This is a genomic window from Brevundimonas guildfordensis (assembly GCF_014836405.1).
GTDB classification, from domain to species: Bacteria; Pseudomonadota; Alphaproteobacteria; order Caulobacterales; family Caulobacteraceae; genus Brevundimonas; species Brevundimonas guildfordensis.
Window position 1 is genome coordinate 445,233 of sequence record NZ_JACSQU010000003.1, and the last position, 16,410, is coordinate 461,642.

Annotated in this window: 17 protein-coding genes; 12 read left to right on the plus strand and 5 right to left on the minus strand. The window is 68.7% G+C overall.

The window, feature by feature from the left end; genetic code table 11:
* Window positions 1-128: 128 nt before the first annotated feature.
* A complete protein-coding gene (locus H9656_RS13655; protein WP_191744788.1) occupies window positions 129-2,399 on the plus strand; it encodes a TonB-dependent receptor domain-containing protein in 2,271 nt (756 codons plus the stop codon).
* A gap of 18 nt (window positions 2,400-2,417) precedes the next feature.
* Here the strand turns inward: H9656_RS13655 and H9656_RS13660 are convergent, their stop codons facing one another.
* Window positions 2,418-3,062 carry a LysE family translocator gene (locus H9656_RS13660; protein WP_191744789.1) on the minus strand — a complete coding sequence of 215 codons (645 nt, stop codon included), beginning with the start codon at window positions 3,060-3,062 and terminating at the stop codon, window positions 2,418-2,420.
* A 170-nt stretch (window positions 3,063-3,232) separates the two neighbouring features.
* Here H9656_RS13660 and clpB point away from each other — a divergent pair, with 170 nt between their 5' ends.
* From clpB to H9656_RS13675, 3 genes are all read left to right on the plus strand, one after another.
* Entirely contained in the window at window positions 3,233-5,821 is a 2,589-nt protein-coding gene (gene clpB / locus H9656_RS13665; protein ID WP_191744790.1) for an ATP-dependent chaperone ClpB, read from the plus strand.
* Window positions 5,821-6,489, plus strand: coding sequence for a hypothetical protein (locus H9656_RS13670; RefSeq protein WP_191744791.1), 669 nt, complete (start codon window positions 5,821-5,823; stop codon window positions 6,487-6,489). The genes clpB and H9656_RS13670 overlap by 1 nt, the downstream gene beginning before the upstream one ends.
* A 242-nt stretch (window positions 6,490-6,731) precedes the next feature.
* The gene (locus H9656_RS13675; RefSeq protein WP_191744792.1) at window positions 6,732-7,067 is read left to right on the plus strand and encodes a GIY-YIG nuclease family protein; all 336 of its coding nucleotides are present in this window, start codon (window positions 6,732-6,734) and stop codon (window positions 7,065-7,067) included.
* Window positions 7,068-7,070: 3 nt separating this feature from the next.
* On the opposite strand, the gene H9656_RS13680 is transcribed toward H9656_RS13675, so the two are convergent.
* Both H9656_RS13680 and H9656_RS13685 read right to left on the minus strand, forming a co-directional pair.
* Window positions 7,071-7,430, minus strand: a complete 360-nt coding sequence (locus tag H9656_RS13680; RefSeq protein ID WP_191744793.1) for a YciI family protein — start codon at window positions 7,428-7,430, stop codon at window positions 7,071-7,073.
* A 70-nt stretch (window positions 7,431-7,500) separates the two neighbouring features.
* A complete protein-coding gene (locus tag H9656_RS13685) occupies window positions 7,501-8,139 on the minus strand; it encodes a TlpA family protein disulfide reductase (RefSeq protein ID WP_191744794.1) in 639 nt (212 codons plus the stop codon).
* Here H9656_RS13685 and argH point away from each other — a divergent pair.
* From argH to lysA, 3 genes are read left to right on the plus strand one after another with little or no spacing between them, the layout of a single operon-like run.
* Complete coding sequence (gene argH, locus H9656_RS13690) at window positions 8,138-9,556, plus strand: argininosuccinate lyase (protein ID WP_191744795.1); 1,419 nt, start codon at window positions 8,138-8,140, stop codon at window positions 9,554-9,556. The genes H9656_RS13685 and argH overlap by 2 nt on opposite strands.
* Window positions 9,553-9,789 carry an LPS translocon maturation chaperone LptM gene (gene lptM / locus H9656_RS13695; protein ID WP_191744796.1) on the plus strand — a complete coding sequence of 79 codons (237 nt, stop codon included), beginning with the start codon at window positions 9,553-9,555 and terminating at the stop codon, window positions 9,787-9,789. The genes argH and lptM overlap by 4 nt, the downstream gene beginning before the upstream one ends.
* Before the next feature lie 36 nt (window positions 9,790-9,825).
* On the plus strand, window positions 9,826-11,100 hold the full coding sequence (gene lysA, locus H9656_RS13700; RefSeq protein WP_191744797.1) for a diaminopimelate decarboxylase: 1,275 nt from the start codon (window positions 9,826-9,828) through the stop codon (window positions 11,098-11,100).
* A 3-nt stretch (window positions 11,101-11,103) separates the two neighbouring features.
* On the opposite strand, the gene H9656_RS13705 is transcribed toward lysA, so the two are convergent.
* Together H9656_RS13705 and H9656_RS13710 are read right to left on the minus strand one after the other, a co-directional pair.
* Entirely contained in the window at window positions 11,104-11,643 is a 540-nt protein-coding gene (locus H9656_RS13705) for a phosphoribosyltransferase (protein ID WP_191744798.1), read from the minus strand.
* A complete protein-coding gene (locus H9656_RS13710; protein ID WP_191744799.1) occupies window positions 11,636-12,511 on the minus strand; it encodes a DUF3426 domain-containing protein in 876 nt (291 codons plus the stop codon). The genes H9656_RS13705 and H9656_RS13710 overlap by 8 nt, the downstream gene beginning before the upstream one ends.
* Window positions 12,512-12,580: 69 nt before the next feature.
* On the opposite strand from H9656_RS13710, the gene H9656_RS13715 reads away from it, so the two are divergent.
* From H9656_RS13715 to H9656_RS13735, 5 genes are read left to right on the plus strand one after another with little or no spacing between them, the layout of a single operon-like run.
* On the plus strand, window positions 12,581-13,321 hold the full coding sequence (locus tag H9656_RS13715) for a cell division ATP-binding protein FtsE (RefSeq protein WP_191744800.1): 741 nt from the start codon (window positions 12,581-12,583) through the stop codon (window positions 13,319-13,321).
* A complete protein-coding gene (locus H9656_RS13720; protein WP_191744801.1) occupies window positions 13,318-14,199 on the plus strand; it encodes a cell division protein FtsX in 882 nt (293 codons plus the stop codon). The genes H9656_RS13715 and H9656_RS13720 overlap by 4 nt, the downstream gene beginning before the upstream one ends.
* 10 nt (window positions 14,200-14,209) lie before the next feature.
* Window positions 14,210-14,857: a YdcF family protein gene (locus tag H9656_RS13725; protein ID WP_191744802.1), complete on the plus strand. Its 648-nt coding sequence runs from the start codon at window positions 14,210-14,212 to the stop codon at window positions 14,855-14,857.
* The gene (locus tag H9656_RS13730) at window positions 14,854-15,567 is read left to right on the plus strand and encodes a lysophospholipid acyltransferase family protein (RefSeq protein WP_191744803.1); all 714 of its coding nucleotides are present in this window, start codon (window positions 14,854-14,856) and stop codon (window positions 15,565-15,567) included. The genes H9656_RS13725 and H9656_RS13730 overlap by 4 nt, the downstream gene beginning before the upstream one ends.
* 50 nt (window positions 15,568-15,617) lie before the next feature.
* Window positions 15,618-16,409, plus strand: coding sequence for a MipA/OmpV family protein (locus H9656_RS13735; protein WP_191744804.1), 792 nt, complete (start codon window positions 15,618-15,620; stop codon window positions 16,407-16,409).
* Window position 16,410 lies beyond the last annotated feature (1 nt).

Sequence of the window (16,410 nt, forward strand, 5' to 3'; positions counted from 1 at the left end):
AGCTGTAATGAAGCAGGCTTGGCCACAGACCCGCCTCGGGGATGAAAAAGATGTAACTCGGTTATGCGCGGAGCCGCTGATATCGGCGAATCCGGACGTTGAGGGACGTCTGTGCGAGGACGCCCATTATGACGAAATACAAGTTCGCGCCCGTGCTGGGCGTGGTTCTGGCCCTGCCTGCGGCGAGCGTTCTGGCGCAAACGCCGGCGTCGGGGACGCCGCAGGCCCAGCGTCCTGTCGCTCAGACGCCGCCTCAGAAAACCGAGAAGGACGACCAGCCTGCGGCCGTGGGCGACGTCGTCGTCAGCGCTCGCGCCAATGACGTGCGCACCTCGATCGATTCCATCAGCTACAGCCTCGCGGATGATCTTCAGGCGGCGACCGGGACGCTGGCCGAAGCCCTGCGCAACGTACCCTCCGTCGACGTCGACCCCCAGGGCAACGTCTCCCTGCGCGGCGACGGCAACGTCACCATCCTGGTTGACGGCCGCCCCTCGGCCATCCTGTCGGGGCCGAACCGCGCCGATGCGGTGCTGCAACTGCCCGCCGACCGCTACGCCCGTATCGAGGTGATGACCAATCCGTCCGCCGCCTACAGCCCCGAGGGCTCGGGCGGGGTCATCAATCTGATCACCAAGCCGGTTCCCGCGGCGGTCGCCGCCGCTGCGGCCGCAGGAACGCCGGGCGCGGCTGTCACGACCGGCTCTCTGCGCGCCAATGTGGGCGATCATGGACGCTGGAATGTCGGCGCCAGCGGCTCGCGCCAGCAAGGCAAGCTGACCCTGACCGGCGATCTCAGCTATCGCCACGACGAGCAGAGCCTGAGCTTCGGGCGCCTGCGCGAACAGTTGAACGCCGCCGGCGCGACCACCGGCGCCACGACGACGGTTCAGGACATTGAATCGACCCAGGACGGTTTCTTCGGCCGCGTCGCCGCAGAATACCGGCTGACGGAAAAAACCATGCTGACCGGCGAGGCGCGCGCAAATCGCTTCGATATCGACAGCGATTTGCACGGCCTGTTCGAGACTCGCGACGCCTCGGGCGCCCTGACGCGCGCCTATACCCGCGACGGCGCAGGCGGCTTCGCCATGAAGGGCTGGGGGTTGACCGGGCGGGTGCTGCATCAGTTCGATGCGTCCGGGCACGAATGGTCGAACGAGCTGCGCTATGATCGCAACGACCAGGAGAACGACTCCCTGGGCGCCAACGTCTTCCGCATCCCGACGGAGCCGACGGTGTATGAGGCCCAGCGCGGCCTGAACGCCCAGGAGATGATCGGCTTCACCAGCGCCTACACCCGGCCGATGGGCGAGGGCGCCAAGCTGCGCGCGGGCTATGAGCTGAACCTCACTCGGCCAGATCAGGACAATGCGGTGCGGCGCGGTCCGTCCGAGAACGCCCTGGCGCCTGTGCCCTCGCTCAGCAACCAGTTCGAGGCCGAGCAGACGGTCCACGCCCTTTACGCCACCTATGAGCGTCCCTTTGGCGAGAAGCTGTCCGGCCAGTTCGGCCTGCGCCTGGAGCAGGCGGACATCGAGGTCGAGGACGTCACCAACGCCGTGCGCGCGTCTCAGGACTATTTCCGCGCCTATCCGACCTTCCACCTGCAGTATCAGCTGACCGAGACCCAGACCCTGCGCGGCAGCTATTCGCGGCGCATCCAGCGGCCGCAGCCGTCGCAGCTGAATCCGTTTGTGGTCTATGGGGACCCGCTGAACCTTCGCTCCGGCAACCCGGACCTGGAGCCGCAAGAGACGGACAGCTTCGAGGCCATGTGGCAGATGCGCCGAGGCCAGAGCTTCTATCAGGCCACCGCCTATTTCCGCGACACGAACAAGGCCTTCACCGACGTGGCGACCGACGTCGGCGGCGGCGTCCTGCTGACCCGGCCCGAGAATCTGGGCGCCCGCCGCGATCTGGGGATCGAGCTGACCGCCAGCGGCCGCCTGCACCCGACCCTGCGTTACAACGCCAGCGTCAACGCCTTCCGTCAGGAGATCGACGCGGCGGGGATTCCCGGCGGGCGCGACCGCGAAGGCGAGATGGTAAGCGGCCGCCTCAGCCTGAACTGGCAGGCGACGCCCAAGGATTTCGTCCAGCTGATGGGCTTCTGGCAGGGCGATCAACTGCTGGCTCAGGGCAAGCGCGAGAGCGGCGGCATGCTGAACTTCGGTTATCGCCGCAAGCTGAACGACACCCTGTCGCTGCAGTTCACCGCCCGCGATCTGCTCAACTCCTTCGGCGGCGCCACCACCTATGACACGCCCCAGTTCCGCGAGCGCCTCGACCAGGATCTGAACCTGCGGGCCTTCTACCTGGGCCTGAGCTGGTCCTTCGGCGGGCCGCGCCGCCAGCCCGAGCAGTTCGACTTCTCGACCGGGCCGAGCGGCGGCTGACCGACGGGGCCTGATCGCTCAGGCCCGCGTCTCCCACGCGGTCCAGACCGCGATCGCGACGAGACCCAGCGCCATGGCCGCGCGCAGAGCCGGCCCCTGTGCGCGGGTCAGCAGGGCGCCGCCCGCGCGCGCCGCCGTCAGCACGATGGTCGTGTGGACGATGACGCTGACCACGACGTGGAGCGAGCCCAGCGTCAGGGCCTGGGTCAGGGTCGAGCCCAGGGCGGGGCGAATGAAGCCGGGCAGCAGCACCACATAGAGCAGGGCCGCCTTGGGGTTCAGCAGATTGCCGATCAGACCGCGCCGGAACAGGGCGCGCCGGCGTGTCTGTACGGGAGCGTCGCTGGCGCTCCCGCCGCCGCTGCGCCAGGCGTCCCAGGCCAGAAAAAGCAGGAAGCCCACGCCCGCCCAGCGGATGACCTGATAGAGCGCCGGCCACCGCAGCACCGCCTCGGTCAGTCCGAAGGCGGCGGCCACCATCCATAGCGTCAGCCCCAGGGTGATCCCGACCACAGCCGCCAGCCCCGCCGCACGCCCTTGCGACAGAGAGACCAGCGCCAGCCAGCCCATGTTGGGGCCTGGCGTCACCTCCATCAATGCGGCCGCCGCCAGGAACGGCAAGACGACGGTGGGGTCGACGGGCCCCTGTGTGAAAAAGTCCATGCGGCCTCCTGCGGCCACGCTATGCCGGGAGGCGGGGCCGCATCAATCGTGGGCGGCGTCCCCTTGCGTGTCTCATGGGCCACGCCCACCTCGTTTGAGACAGCTCAAGGCGTCGCTTCGTGCAAGGGCGCATTGAGTTCCAATCCGCCTCCAGAGGGGAACCGAACGCCATGAATCTTGACCTCTATTCCGACCGCGCCAAACAGGCCGTCCAGTCCGCCCAGTCGCTGGCGCTGGCCCGGCGCCACCAGCAGTTCGCGCCTGAACACCTGCTCAAGGTGCTGCTGGAGGAGCGCGACGGCCTCGCCCGCAAGCTGATCGATCAGGCCGGGGGCGACCCGTCCGCCGTCGAACTGGTCACCGAGGGCCTGCTGAAGAAGCGGCCCCAGGTCGAGGGCGGCTCGGGCCAGCTCTATCTGGACGGCGACACCGCGCGCGTCTTCAACGCCGCCGAAGAGGCCGCCAAGAAGGCGGGCGACGCCTTCGTCACCACCGAACGCCTGCTGGCCGCCATCGCCAAGGAGGGCGGGGCCGCCGCCGAGGCGCTGAAATCCGCCGGGGTCACGGCCAGGAAGCTCGACGAAGCCGTCGCCGAAATCCGCAAGGGCAAGACCGCCGACAGCGCGGGCGCCGAGGACAGCTTCGACGCCCTGAAACGCTACGCCCGCGACCTGACCGAGGCGGCGCGCGACGGCAAGGTCGACCCCGTCATCGGCCGCGACGAGGAGATCCGCCGCACCATTCAGGTCCTGGCCCGCCGCACCAAGAACAACCCCGTCCTGATCGGCGAGCCCGGCGTCGGCAAGACCGCCATCGTCGAGGGCCTGGCCCTGCGCATCGTCAACGGCGACGTGCCCGAAAGCCTGAAGGACAAGAAGGTGCTGGCGCTCGACATGGGCGCCCTGATCGCCGGGGCCAAGTACCGCGGCGAGTTCGAGGAGCGGCTGAAAGCCGTGCTCAACGAGGTCGCCGCCGCCGAGGGCGGCATCGTCCTGTTCATCGACGAAATGCACACCCTGGTCGGCGCCGGCAAGGGCGACGGGGCCATGGACGCCTCCAACCTGCTCAAGCCCGCCCTGGCGCGCGGCGAACTGCACTGCGTCGGCGCCACCACGCTGGATGAGTACCGCAAGCACGTCGAGAAGGACGCGGCCCTGGCCCGTCGCTTCCAGCCGGTCTTCGTCGCCGAGCCGACCGTCGAGGATACGGTGTCGATCCTGCGCGGCCTCAAGGAGAAGTATGAGGTCCACCACGGGGTGCGCATCTCCGACAGCGCCATCGTCGCCGCCGCCACCCTGTCGAACCGCTACATCACCGACCGCTTTCTGCCCGACAAGGCCATCGACCTGATCGACGAGGCGGCGTCGCGCGTGCGCATGGCGGTCGATTCCAAGCCCGAGGCGCTGGACGAGATCGACCGCCGCCTGGTCCAGCTCAAGATCGAGCGCGAGGCTCTGAAGAAGGAAAGCGACAGCGCCTCGCAGCAGCGTCTGGAGAAGCTGGAGGACGAGATCGCCGACCTCGAGGGTCAGTCCGACGACATGACCGCCCGCTGGAAGTCCGAGAAGGACAAGGTGGGGCAGGGCGCCCAGCTGCGCGAGACCCTGGACCGCCTGCGCGCCGAACTGGCCGCCGCCCAGCGCGCCGGCGACCTGGGCCGCGCCTCAGAGATCGCCTACGGCCAGATCCCGCAGCTGGAACGCCAGCTGGCCGAGGCCGAAGCCGCCGAGAAGCCGGCCGAAGGCCCCCTCACCCCCGAGGTCGTCGACGCCGAGCAGATCGCCGCCGTCGTCAGCCGCTGGACCGGCGTGCCCGTCGACAAGATGCTGGAGGGCGAGCGCGAGAAGCTGCTGAAGATGGAAGACGAACTGGGCCGCCGCGTGGTCGGTCAGGACGAGGCCCTGACCGCCGTCTCCGACGCCGTGCGCCGCGCCCGCGCCGGTCTGAACGACCCCAACAAGCCGTTGGGCAGCTTCCTCTTCCTCGGCCCCACGGGCGTCGGCAAGACCGAGCTGACCAAGGCGCTGGCCGGCTATCTGTTCGACGACGACAACGCCATCACCCGCATCGACATGAGCGAATACATGGAGAAGCACTCGGTCAGCCGCCTGATCGGCGCCCCTCCGGGCTATGTCGGCTATGACGAGGGCGGCGCCCTGACCGAGGCGGTGCGTCGCCGCCCCTATCAGGTCGTCCTGTTCGACGAGGTCGAGAAGGCCCACCCCGACGTCTTCAACGTGCTGCTTCAGGTGCTGGACGACGGTCGCCTGACCGACGGTCAGGGCCGCACCATCGACTTCAAGAACACCCTGATCATCATGACCTCTAACCTGGGCAGCCAGCACCTGGCCGACCAGCCCGAGGGCGAAGACGTCGAGGCCGTGCGCCCGCTGGTCATGGAACAGGTCCGCGCCCACTTCCGGCCCGAGTTCCTGAACCGCATCGACGAGATCATCCTGTTCCACCGCCTCGGCCGCGAACAGATGGGCGGCATCGTCCGCATCCAGCTGGCGCGTCTGGAGAAGCTGATGGCCGACCGCCGCCTGACCCTGGCCCTGGACGACAGCGCCCTGACCTGGCTCGCCGACAAGGGCTACGACCCGGTGTACGGCGCCCGCCCCCTGAAGCGCGTCATCCAGAAGGATCTGGTCGACCCGATGGCCAAGAAGCTGCTGGCCGGCGAGATCGAGGACGGCAGCGTGGTGGCCGTGTCAGCAGGCGCCGACGGGCTGGAGATCGGCAAGGCGCGGGTGCATTGATGAGCCTCCCGACCATCGATTGGGCAGCAATCGGCACGGTTGTCACCGCTGCGGCAACGATCGTGTTGGTGTTTGTGACCACCATATTGGCGCGCGAAACTAAGCGTCTGTCAGATGCGACGAGTCAGCCAAGCGTGGTGGCCACGCTTGAACCCAGTCCGTGGTCGATAATTCACACCAACCTTGTCCTACAAAATACCGGGACTGGAACGGCTTATGACATTGAGGTGAAATTTGACCCACCTCTCAAGACAAAGCCTCAAGAGGTATTAGTCGAAATGCCGTTCCGCTCGCTGTCCGTTTTAAAGCCGGGAAGCGTTTTTCCCGTTTTTCTAAGAGGGTTTGAAAAGCTCAACGAGCAAATTATTCGCGTTGAAGTCAGTTGGCGAAGGTCTCCGAAATCCAAAAAGCGGGAAGCGCATTCGTACGTGCTGAATTTGCGCATGGATTACGACAACTGGGGGCAACTCGGCGGTTCACCCCCTAATATTCAGATCGCGAGAGAAATGAAAAAATTGCGTGAAGATGTTGGGCGGCTGGTCAGTGGATACAAGCGGCTTCAGGTTGATGTACATGACCGGGGAGATCGTCGGCGTGAAGAAGCTGAGTTAGAACAAGTTTGGAGTATATCATCGACTGGTGACGGCGCGGAGGAAAGCTCTAGATAGGCGATTACCTTCTAAATTCGAGCGCCCTCCTTTCGTCATCCTCCGGCAAGCCGCGTCAGCGGCGCAGACCGGGGGACCCAGCGGCGCGCGGGAGCGCGAAAGATCCACGCTCGGCGGCCGCGCGAAGATCGCCTTCGGCGCCGCTGGGTCCCCCGGTCTCCGCTTCGCTTCGCCGGAGGATGACGGAAGGAAGGGGGCGCTCCGAGGATGACGAAAGAGGGGTAGCGGCATAGCTTGTGCGAATGGCGACCCATCGCACCTTCATCGCGACCTACATCATGGCGAGCGGGCGCAACGGAACGCTCTACACCGGCTCGACCTCCAATCTGGAAAGCCGCGTGTGGAAACACAGGACGCGCGCCTTTCCCGGCTTCACCGACGCCTATGACTGCACCCGTCTGGTCTGGTTCGAGCAGCACGCCTTGATGCTTGATGCGATCCGGCGCGAGCGGCGGATCAAGAAGTGGCTGCGCGACTGGAAGCTGGTCCTTATCGAGCGGGACAACCCGGACTGGCGCGACCTCGCGGCCGACTGGTTCCCCGATCCCAACTGGACCCCGCCGCCGGGCGCGGACTGAGCCTCAGTCCCCCAGCACCGGCATCACCTCCACCCCGTCGCAGACGAAGATGCTCATGTGGGGGTGGTTGTCGAACAGGCGGGCGGCGGCCTCGTGGCTGTCGGCGCGCACCACCATGAAGACGGTCAGCAGGTTGACCATGTCCGTCACTTCGCCCTCGTCGTCGATGCGTTTGGTCGGGCCCAGCGGGCCGCCCTGAAAGACGATGGAGTCGCGGTGCGCCTCTTCCCAGGCGGCGACGGCGGCGACGCCGAGGCGGGCGGTCTCGGTTTGTTCAGCCTCGCTCATGGCGCGCCAGGCTCGCCATTTGGGGCCGGTCTTGTCGCTGGTGAAGACGGCCAGATAGTGGGTCTCGACGCTCATTGCAGCCTCCTGTGCGGCCGGAGCATCAACCCTTCGGCCCGTCTGCGACAAGCGGGGCCGAAGGCCGGGTTCAGCCCTCGGCCAGCAGGTGGTCGATCAGGGCGCGCGCCTCGGGCCCGGCCCAGTCGGCCTCGCCGGTCAGGACGGCGCGAACGCGGCCCTGGCGGTCCATGACGATGGTCTGGGGCATGGCGCCCTTGCCGGGGAACTCGAACGCCAGCTGGAATTTCGGGTCGATGTAGAAGTCCAGCGGCGCGTTCTCGGCGATGAAGGCCCGCGCTTCGTCGGCCGTCTTGTCCAGGTCCATGCTGACGGCGACCACGGCGAAGTCGTCGCGCCCCTTATAGTGGTCGGCCAGGGCCGCCAGCGTCGGCATCTCGATCTTGCACGGGGCGCACCAGGTGGCCCACAGGTTCACCACCGTCACCTTGCCCGCGAAGTTGGCCAGACGGACGTCGGCGCCGTCGGCGGTCTTGAACACATAGTCGGGCGGGGTCGGGGAGGCGGGCGCCTGCAGCGCCGCCAGCGATCCCTTGGCGAAGGCGGCCAGTTGCGGCTCGAGGGGCTGGGCTGGGGCCTGGGCCGCAGGCGGTGCGGACTCTTTGCCTCCGCCCTTCTGGTTGACGTATAGCAGCGCCGCGCCCATGCCGATCACGCCGATCACCGCCAGCGTAGCCACGCCCGCCCAAGTCCGTCCAGAGCCGCTCATGTCCGATACGCCTTCCAAACCACAGCCAGATACCCCCGCTCAGGGCCAGTCTCTATGGGGTGGGCGCTTCAGCGCCAAGCCCGCCGACATCATGCAGGCCATCAACGTCTCCATCGGCGTCGACAAACGCCTGTGGGCGCAGGACCTGGCTGGCTCGCGGGCCCATTGTCGCATGCTGGAGACGCAGGGGATCATCGCCGCCGCCGACGCTCAGGCCATCCTGGGCGGCTTGGACGTGATCGAGGGCGAGATCCGGGACGGGACCTTCCCCTTCCGCGACGCCTATGAAGACATTCACATGAACGTCGAGGCCCGCCTGTCGGAGCTGATCGGCGAGCCGTCGGGACGCCTGCACACGGCGCGCAGTCGCAACGATCAGGTGGCGACGGACTTCCGCCTGTGGGTGCGCGACGCCTGCGACCGCACCGTGGCGCAGCTGCAAGATCTGCAACGCACCCTGCTGGACCGGGCGGAACAGCACGCTGGCGACCTGATGCCGGGCTTCACCCATCTGCAGACGGCCCAGCCGGTGACCTTCGGCCACCACCTGATGGCCTATGTCGAGATGTTCGGCCGCGACGCCGGGCGCTTCGCCGACGCCCGCGCCCGCATGAACGAGAACCCGCTGGGCGCCGCGGCGCTGGCTGGATCGCCTTTCCCCATCGACCGCCATATGACGGCGCAGGCGCTGGGCTTCGACCGGCCGATGGCGAATTCTCTGGACGCTGTGTCGGATCGCGACTTCGCGCTGGAGAGCTTGGCCGCCGCCTCGATCGCGGCCGGCCACCTGTCGCGCCTGGCCGAGGAGATCGTGGTGTGGATGACGCCGATGTTCGGCTTTGCGACCCTGCCCGACGACCTGACCACCGGCTCGTCCATCATGCCGCAGAAGCGCAACCCCGATGCGGCCGAACTGGTGCGGGCCAAGACGGGCCGCATCAACGGCGCCCTGATCGCCCTGACCACGGTGATGAAGGGCCTGCCGCTGGCCTATTCCAAGGACATGCAGGAGGACAAGCCGCCGGTGTTCGAGGCCTTCGACGCTCTCGATCTGGCGTTGACGGCCATGACCGCGATGGTCGCCGTGATCCGCCCCAACACCGAGAAGATGGCCGCCGCCGCAGGCGCGGGCTTCTCGACCGCCACCGATCTGGCCGACTGGCTGGTGCGCGAGCTGAACCTGCCCTTCCGCCAGGCGCACCACGTCACCGGCGCCGCCGTGAAGCGGGCCGAGGCGCTGGGTCTGGGGCTGGGCGAATTGCCGCTGAGCGAATTGCAGGCGCTGGATGGCCGGATCACCGAAGGGGTGTATGAAGTGCTGACGCCCGAAGCCTCCTGCGCCAGCCGCCAGAGCTTCGGCGGCACGGCGCCGGAACAGGTCCGCGCGCGCATCGCCGACTGGAGAGGCCGCCTGTGAAGAAGACCCTGATCCTCGCGGGCGCCGCCGCCCTTCTGCTGGCCGGCTGCGGGCGCATGGCTGACCTCGAACCGCCGCAGGGCGCGACGCCGAAGAAGCAGAGCGAGCGCGCCATCCGCGACCGCTCGGCCGAGCATCTGCCCGAGGAGGCGATGCAGAACCTGCCGCCGCGCCAGATGCCCATCGACAACGGCACGAGCAATCCGTTCGGCAAGCCGCCGCCGATGAACTGAGCCTTGGCGCTCCACTTCTGACTGGACTCCCCGCCGGTGCACTATTTCGATCTGAAGGACGGCGTCCTGCATGCCGAGGGCGTCTCTCTGGAGGCGCTGGCGGACAGCGTCGGCACGCCGACCTACGTCTATTCCTCGGCCACCCTGCGCCGTCACTATGGCCTGCTGCGCGATGCGTGCGACGCGCATAGGGGCGCGCTGGGCGACGCCCTGATCGCCTTTGCGGTGAAGGCCAACTCCAACCTGTCGGTGCTGGCGACCCTGGCCCGGCTGGGCTGCGGCGCTGACACCGTGTCCGAGGGCGAGATCCGCCGGGCGCTGGCGGCCGGAATTCCGGGCGAGCGGATCATCTTTTCGGGCGTGGGCAAGACCGACGCCGAACTGGCCTTCGCCATCGAACAGGGCGTGCGCCAGATCAACGTGGAGTCCTCGGCCGAGCTGGACCGGTTGATCGCCGTCGCAGCGACCTGGAACGCCGCCCCCGCCATCGCCATCCGCGTCAATCCGAAGATCGGCGCGGGCGGCCACGCCAAGATCACCACCGGCGGCGCGGGCGACAAGTTCGGCGTGCCGGTCGAGGAGGCGATGGCGCTGTACGCTCGCGCCTCCGCCTCGCCCCACGTCACGCCCGTGGGGCTGGCCTGCCACATCGGCAGCCAGATCACCGACCTCAGTCCGCTGGAAGCCGCCTTCCGCGTGCTGCGCCAGATGACGGAAGACTTGCGCGCGAAGGGGCACAGCGTCACCCGGCTCGACCTCGGCGGCGGCCTGGGCGTGCCCTATTACGGCGACGCCGCGACGCCGTCTCCGGCCGACTATGTGGCGATGGCCGCAGGCGTGCTGGAGGGTCTGGGCGTCGAGGCGGCCTTCGAACCGGGGCGCCTGATGGCCGCCAATGCGGGCGTGCTGCTGAGCCGCGTCATTCAGGTCAATGAGCGCACGGACGGCCGTCGTTTCCTGGTGCTGGATGCGGCGATGAACGACCTGATGCGCCCGGCCCTTTATGACGCCTTCCACGACCTGAAGCCGGTCCGCCCGGTTGAAGGCGAACGCCTGCCTCACGACGTGGTCGGCCCGGTGTGCGAGACCGGCGACACCTTCGCCCGCGATCGCGACCTGCCGCCGTTGAAGGCCGGCGATCTGGTCGTCTTCATGAGCGCCGGAGCCTATGGTGCGGTCATGAGCGGCGAATACAACACCCGTCCGCTGGCCGCCGAGGTGCTGGTCGACGGCGAGCGCAGCGCGGTCATCCGCCCGCGCCCGACCTATGACGAGATGTTCGCCCGCGAACCGATGGCGGACTGGCTTTAAGCCTCAGTCCAGCGCGCAGATGTCGGGCAGGCCGCGCATCCCGCCCGCATGGTCCAGGCCATAGCCGACCAGAAAGCGGTTCGGCGCCTCCCAGCCGACGAAGTCGGGCTCGGGCGCGCGGGGCTTGGGCCAGGGTTTGCGGGCGAAGACGCAGGTCAGCACCTCGGCGGCGCCTGCCTCGCGCGTGATCCGCACGGCTTCCGCCAGCGACAGGCCGGTGTCGAAGACATCGTCCAGGATCAGCACCTTCCGCCTTTCCAGCGAGCGCTGATAGGGCGCGCGGACCTCGATCCGGCCCCGGCTGGTCTGCTCATCGCCGTAAGAGGCCAGCCACAGGGCGTCGAAACGGACGTTGCGTCCTTCGCGCGACAGGGCGCGGGTCAGGTCGGCGGCGAACCACAGCCCGCCGGTCAGCAGGACGGCGGCGACCGTCTGATCGTCGACATGAGGGGCGATGCGGCGCGCCAGATCGGCCACGACGGCCTCGATCTCGGCCTGGGACAGAAGAACCGTGGGGGCGGGCGTCGATGGGGTGTCAGCCATGCCTCGCCGATACCCCGTCTGCGACGTCGGTGTCGAGAGGCGCGGGCGCTGGACCACGGTCAAGGGCGCCCAGGCGGCGCAGGCCTCCGTCTTCGCGCGCGGCGGGTTCAGGACGGGCGTTCTTGTCGGCGGGGCGCGGGGGCGCCTTGCGCACGGGCTCAAGGACGAACTTCGTCGTTATGCCAGCGGCCTTGCCTTGAGGATCGCCGATGACCGTGGCGAAGCCCTGCGCTTCGCCCGGCAGGGTAGGCGGCCAGTCCGGGGGCACCACGCGACTGGCGATCTCGACGCCCCGTTCGTCCTGCAGGATCACGCGGATGGGGGGCGACGACACCTCGGTGTCGCTAATGTTCCGCACGGCCCCAGAGACGACGATCCGGGTGGGATCATGCGGCGCCACGCGGGCCCTCTGGGCTTCGAACTCCAGTCCGACGATGTTGACGTCCAGGCCCAGCGCGTCATAGGCGCCGGCCGTTGCGGGAACCTTGCGGACGATTTCCTCACGGAACAGCACGCCGCTGGTGATCAACCCCAGAACGACGGCCACCGCCGCCGCCCAGGCTGCGCCCGCCGCCGCCGCCTGCCGTGTTCGGCGCTTGCGTTCGGCCCTGGCGCGGAACGCGCGAGGCAGTTCGGGCGCCGGGGTCTCGGCCAGGCTTTCAGGCATGGTTTCGGGCGGGGCGTCATCGGCGAGGGCGGCGTCTGTCGCGGTCAGACCCGCCGCCGGTTCCAGCTCAAGGGGCGCGTCTTCCAGGCTGGCGCGCCAGTCGTGGCCGCAGGTCTTGCAGCGCACGCGACGGCCGTTGGGGCCGATCGCCTCATCGGGAACGAAATAGCTGGTGGCGCAGGCGGGACAGGTCAGTATCATGTCAGCTGACTGTGAGGCTTATCGCCCCCTCCTGTCGCGGCGCAACGCCCCGGTCCAATACGAAACCCTATGCCCGATCCGATCCGCCGCGCCGCCGACCCTGATTCCGCGCCTGACGCCGTCCGCCTCAGAGGCGTGGGCTTCGGCTATGGGGGCCGACCCGCTGTGCTGCGGGACGTTAACCTTAGTCTGCCAAACGGCTCTTTCCACTTCCTTACCGGACCTTCGGGGGCGGGCAAGTCCTCGCTGCTGCGGCTGCTGACTTTGGCGGCGCGGCCCCAGGCGGGACGAATCAGCCTGTTCGGCCAGGACGTGACCCACCTGCCCCGACGCGAGATTCCTGCGCTGCGACGCCGCATGGGGGTGATCTTTCAGGATTTCCGCCTGCTCGACCACCTGTCGGCCTTCGACAATGCGGCCTTGCCGTTGCGCTTGGCGGGCGAGCGCCCTGCCGAGTACGCCGCCGACGTGCAGGAAATGCTGCGCTGGGTCGGGCTGGGCGGGCGGCTGGACGCCCTGCCGCCCACCTTGTCCGGCGGCGAGAAGCAGCGTCTGGCCATCGCCCGCGCCGTGGTGGCCCGCCCGCGCCTGATCCTGGCCGACGAACCGACCGGCAGCGTCGACCGGCCGATGGGGGAGAAGCTGATGCGGCTGTTCCAGTCGCTGAACAAGCTGGGCGCCACCGTGCTGATCGCCAGCCACGATGAGGCGCTGGCCGAACGCAGCGGCGCCGCCGTCCTGCGGCTGGAAGGCGGGCGGCTGGCGCAGATCGCTCCTGGGTCATCGGCCGGACCGGAGGCGCAGCTGTGATCGGGCGTTTCCGCAGCGCGCAGCCCGACCTGTTGCCGCGCGAGGCGGGGGGCGAGCGCTGGCTGGTGGTGGTCATCGCCGTGCTGTGTTTTCTGGCCTCGATCGCCGCCGTCGGCGCCCTGGCGGCGGACCGGGCCGCGCACGGCTGGGCGGGTCACTTGCGAGCGGAGGCGACGGTGCAGGTGCGTCCGCGCGTCGATGAGACCGGCCCCGCCGCCGCCGCCCGCGCCGCCGAGACCCTGGCCGGGGTGACCGGCGTCGCCGAGGCGCAGGCGATGGACCGCAAGGCGGCCGAGGCTCTGTTGCGGCCGTGGGTGGGGGAGGCGGCGCTGCCGGACCTGCCTCTGCCCTATTTGGTGGTGGTCCGATTGGACCCCAAGGCGCCCGCCAGCGCGCCCAGCCTGAGCCGCGCCCTGGCCGAAGCCGGACTGGACGCCAGCGTCGACGATCACGGCCTGTGGCGCGGCGAGGTCGAGCGGTCGGCGGGCCTGATCACCGCCCTGGCGGGGGCGGCCTTCCTGCTGATCGCAGCGGCGACGGCGGCGGCGATCGCCTACGCCACCCGTGCGGGCATGGCGGCCCAGGCGGCGGTGATCGAGACACTGAGTTTGAACGGCGCCTCGGACGGGACGATCGCCTCTCTGTTCCAGCAGCGTTTCGGGATTCTTGCGGCGACGGCGGGGGCGGCGGGGGCCGGTCTGGCGGCGCTGATGCTGGCGGCGCTGCGGTTGATCGGGGGCGAAGGCGGACTGACGCCGGCCCTGCCGCTGGCCTGGTCCGATCTTCTGGTCCTGATCGCCTGCCCCCTGCTGGCGGGGGCGGTGGCGGTGCTGGCCGCACGCTTCACAGCGCTGGCGAAGCTGAACGGGCGTCGCTAGTTAGACTCTCATGAAGTTCCTGACGCTGATCGCCGTGGTGGCGCTGATGTGGCTGACGGGCCTGTTCGTCTTCGCCGAGCGGGTGCGCGGCTTCACGCCTGCGCCGGACCCGACCCGGGCCGACGCCATTGTCTCCCTGACCGGCCCCTCGGCCGAGCGCGTCAACGCCGCCGTCCGACTGCTGGAGCAGGGCAAGGGCGACCGGCTGCTGATCTCGGGCGTCAACCGCGAGGTGCGTCGCCAGGAGCTGCGCGCCCTGACGCCGGGGTCCAAGAAGCTGTTCAACTGCTGCGTCGACCTGGGCTTCGAGGCCGAGAACACCGTCGGCAACGCCCAGGAGATCGCCGCCTGGGCGCGGGCCAAGGGCTACGACGACCTGATCGTCGTGACGTCCGACTATCACATGCCGCGCAGCCTGCTGGAGATTCGCGGCGCGGCGCCCGGCGTGCGGCTGACTCCCTACGCCATCTCTACGCCGTCGCTGGACACCCCGTCCTGGTGGCGCGCGACCGAGACCGCCCGGCGCATGACGCTGGAATATATGAAGTACCTGGCCGTTCTGGGCCGCGAGGGGATGCATCGCCTGACCGGGCGTCACCCGGAACGCCCCGGTCCCGCCGCGCCCGACGTCTCAGAATCCCTCAAGGCCGCCGCATGACGACCGTTCGATCCCTGCTCTTCACCCTGTGGCTGTATCTGTCGATGCCGCTGTTCGCGGTCGGCCTGTCTCCGGCGCTGCTGATGCCGCATGGCGCGGCGATGGGGGTGATCAAGCTGTGGGCGCGCTTCGTCCTGTTCGGCCTGCGCTGGATCGCCGGGGTCAGGGTCGAGGTGCGCGGCCTGGAGCATCGCCCGAACGGCCCGGCCCTGATCGCCGCCAAGCATCAGGGGATGCTGGACGTCATCGCCCCCTTCGCCTTCCTGGACGACGCCTGTTTCGTGATGAAGAAGGAACTGATGCCGCTGCCCTTCTTCGGCTGGTTCGCCTGGAAGACGAAGATGATCGCCGTCGACCGCGCCGCCCACGCCAAGGCGCTGAAGGACATGGTGCGCCAGACCCGCGCCCGCCTGGCCGAGGGCCGCCAGATCCTGATCTTCCCCGAAGGCACCCGCACGACGCCCGGGGAACCGGCCGACTACAAGCCCGGCGTGGCCGCCATCTATCGCGACGCGGACGCGCCCTGCTGGCCCGTCGCCACCAACTCGGGCGTCCATTGGCCGGCGCATGGTTTCAAACGCTATGCGGGCACGGTGGTGTTCGAATTCCTGCCGCCGATCCCGGCCGGTCTGAAACGGGCCGAGTTCATGAAGCAGCTGGAAAGCCGGATCGAAGGGGCGTCGAACGCCTTGTTGCCGCCCCAAACCTAGGCTTTGCAGGGCGGCTTCCATATCATCAGTTGTTGACCTGGCGCCCGCTCATGATCCCGCTTTCAGCCTTCCGTCCCGTCCTTCTGGCGGGGGCCGTCATCGCTCTGCCCGCCGGCGTTCAGGCGCAATCTCTGCCGTATCAGGCCGTCGAGGCGCCGCAGACGTGGAAGGTCGACGTCGGCGGCGGCTTTGTGCGCGGGTTCAGCGTGTCGGGCGGCAAGTCTGACGAAATCAACTTCACCGCCTGGGGCTCGGCCTCCTATCGTGACATCGTCTACGCCAACGGCTTGGACGGCCTGGGCTGGAACGCCGTCAAGCAGGACGATTTCCACGCTGGCGTGCAGCTGCGGCCCCGTTTCGCGGCGGGCGATATCGACGGCATGGATCGGCCGGGTCTCGGCGCTGACGCTGCCCTTTACGCCTTCAAGCGGCTACCGGGGAACATCGTGGTCGGCGGCCGCATCCAGCACGACGCGACCGGCGACGACGCGGGTCTGGAGTACTACGGCTCCATCGGCCATCAGCGCGTGACGCCCATCGGCCTGTTGCAGACCATGGCCTATATGCGTGGCGGCAGCGACGAGCGGGTCGAGCGCTACTACGGCGTCACCGCGCAAGAGGCGGCCAATACCGACTACGCCGCGTTCACGCCCTCGGGCGGCCTGTCAGCGGCGGGGGCGGCGGCGCTGCTGGCCGTGCCGATCGGCGACCGCTTCGGCGTCGGCGCCTTCGTCAACTACGAACAGCGGCTCGGCGATATCAAGGACAGCCCCCTGATCGAGGACGACTACGTGTGGCGCGCCGGCCTCATCGGCGTGGTGCGCTTCAACAGCGGCGGCTGAG

Excerpts from the sequence above, each read along its gene's own strand:
- H9656_RS13655 (WP_191744788.1), top strand. The coding sequence starts at position 129 with ATGACGAAATACAAGTTCGCGCCCGTGCTGGGCGTGGTTCTGGCCCTG.
- H9656_RS13660 (WP_191744789.1), bottom strand. The coding sequence starts at position 3,062 with ATGGACTTTTTCACACAGGGGCCCGTCGACCCCACCGTCGTCTTGCCG.
- clpB (WP_191744790.1), top strand. The coding sequence starts at position 3,233 with ATGAATCTTGACCTCTATTCCGACCGCGCCAAACAGGCCGTCCAGTCC.
- H9656_RS13670 (WP_191744791.1), top strand. The coding sequence starts at position 5,821 with ATGAGCCTCCCGACCATCGATTGGGCAGCAATCGGCACGGTTGTCACC.
- H9656_RS13675 (WP_191744792.1), top strand. The coding sequence starts at position 6,732 with ATGGCGACCCATCGCACCTTCATCGCGACCTACATCATGGCGAGCGGG.
- H9656_RS13680 (WP_191744793.1), bottom strand. The coding sequence starts at position 7,430 with ATGAGCGTCGAGACCCACTATCTGGCCGTCTTCACCAGCGACAAGACC.
- argH (WP_191744795.1), top strand. The coding sequence starts at position 8,138 with ATGTCCGATACGCCTTCCAAACCACAGCCAGATACCCCCGCTCAGGGC.
- H9656_RS13685 (WP_191744794.1), bottom strand. The coding sequence starts at position 8,139 with ATGAGCGGCTCTGGACGGACTTGGGCGGGCGTGGCTACGCTGGCGGTG.
- H9656_RS13705 (WP_191744798.1), bottom strand. The coding sequence starts at position 11,643 with ATGGCTGACACCCCATCGACGCCCGCCCCCACGGTTCTTCTGTCCCAG.
- H9656_RS13710 (WP_191744799.1), bottom strand. The coding sequence starts at position 12,511 with ATGATACTGACCTGTCCCGCCTGCGCCACCAGCTATTTCGTTCCCGAT.
- H9656_RS13715 (WP_191744800.1), top strand. The coding sequence starts at position 12,581 with ATGCCCGATCCGATCCGCCGCGCCGCCGACCCTGATTCCGCGCCTGAC.
- H9656_RS13725 (WP_191744802.1), top strand. The coding sequence starts at position 14,210 with ATGAAGTTCCTGACGCTGATCGCCGTGGTGGCGCTGATGTGGCTGACG.
- H9656_RS13730 (WP_191744803.1), top strand. The coding sequence starts at position 14,854 with ATGACGACCGTTCGATCCCTGCTCTTCACCCTGTGGCTGTATCTGTCG.
- H9656_RS13735 (WP_191744804.1), top strand. The coding sequence starts at position 15,618 with ATGATCCCGCTTTCAGCCTTCCGTCCCGTCCTTCTGGCGGGGGCCGTC.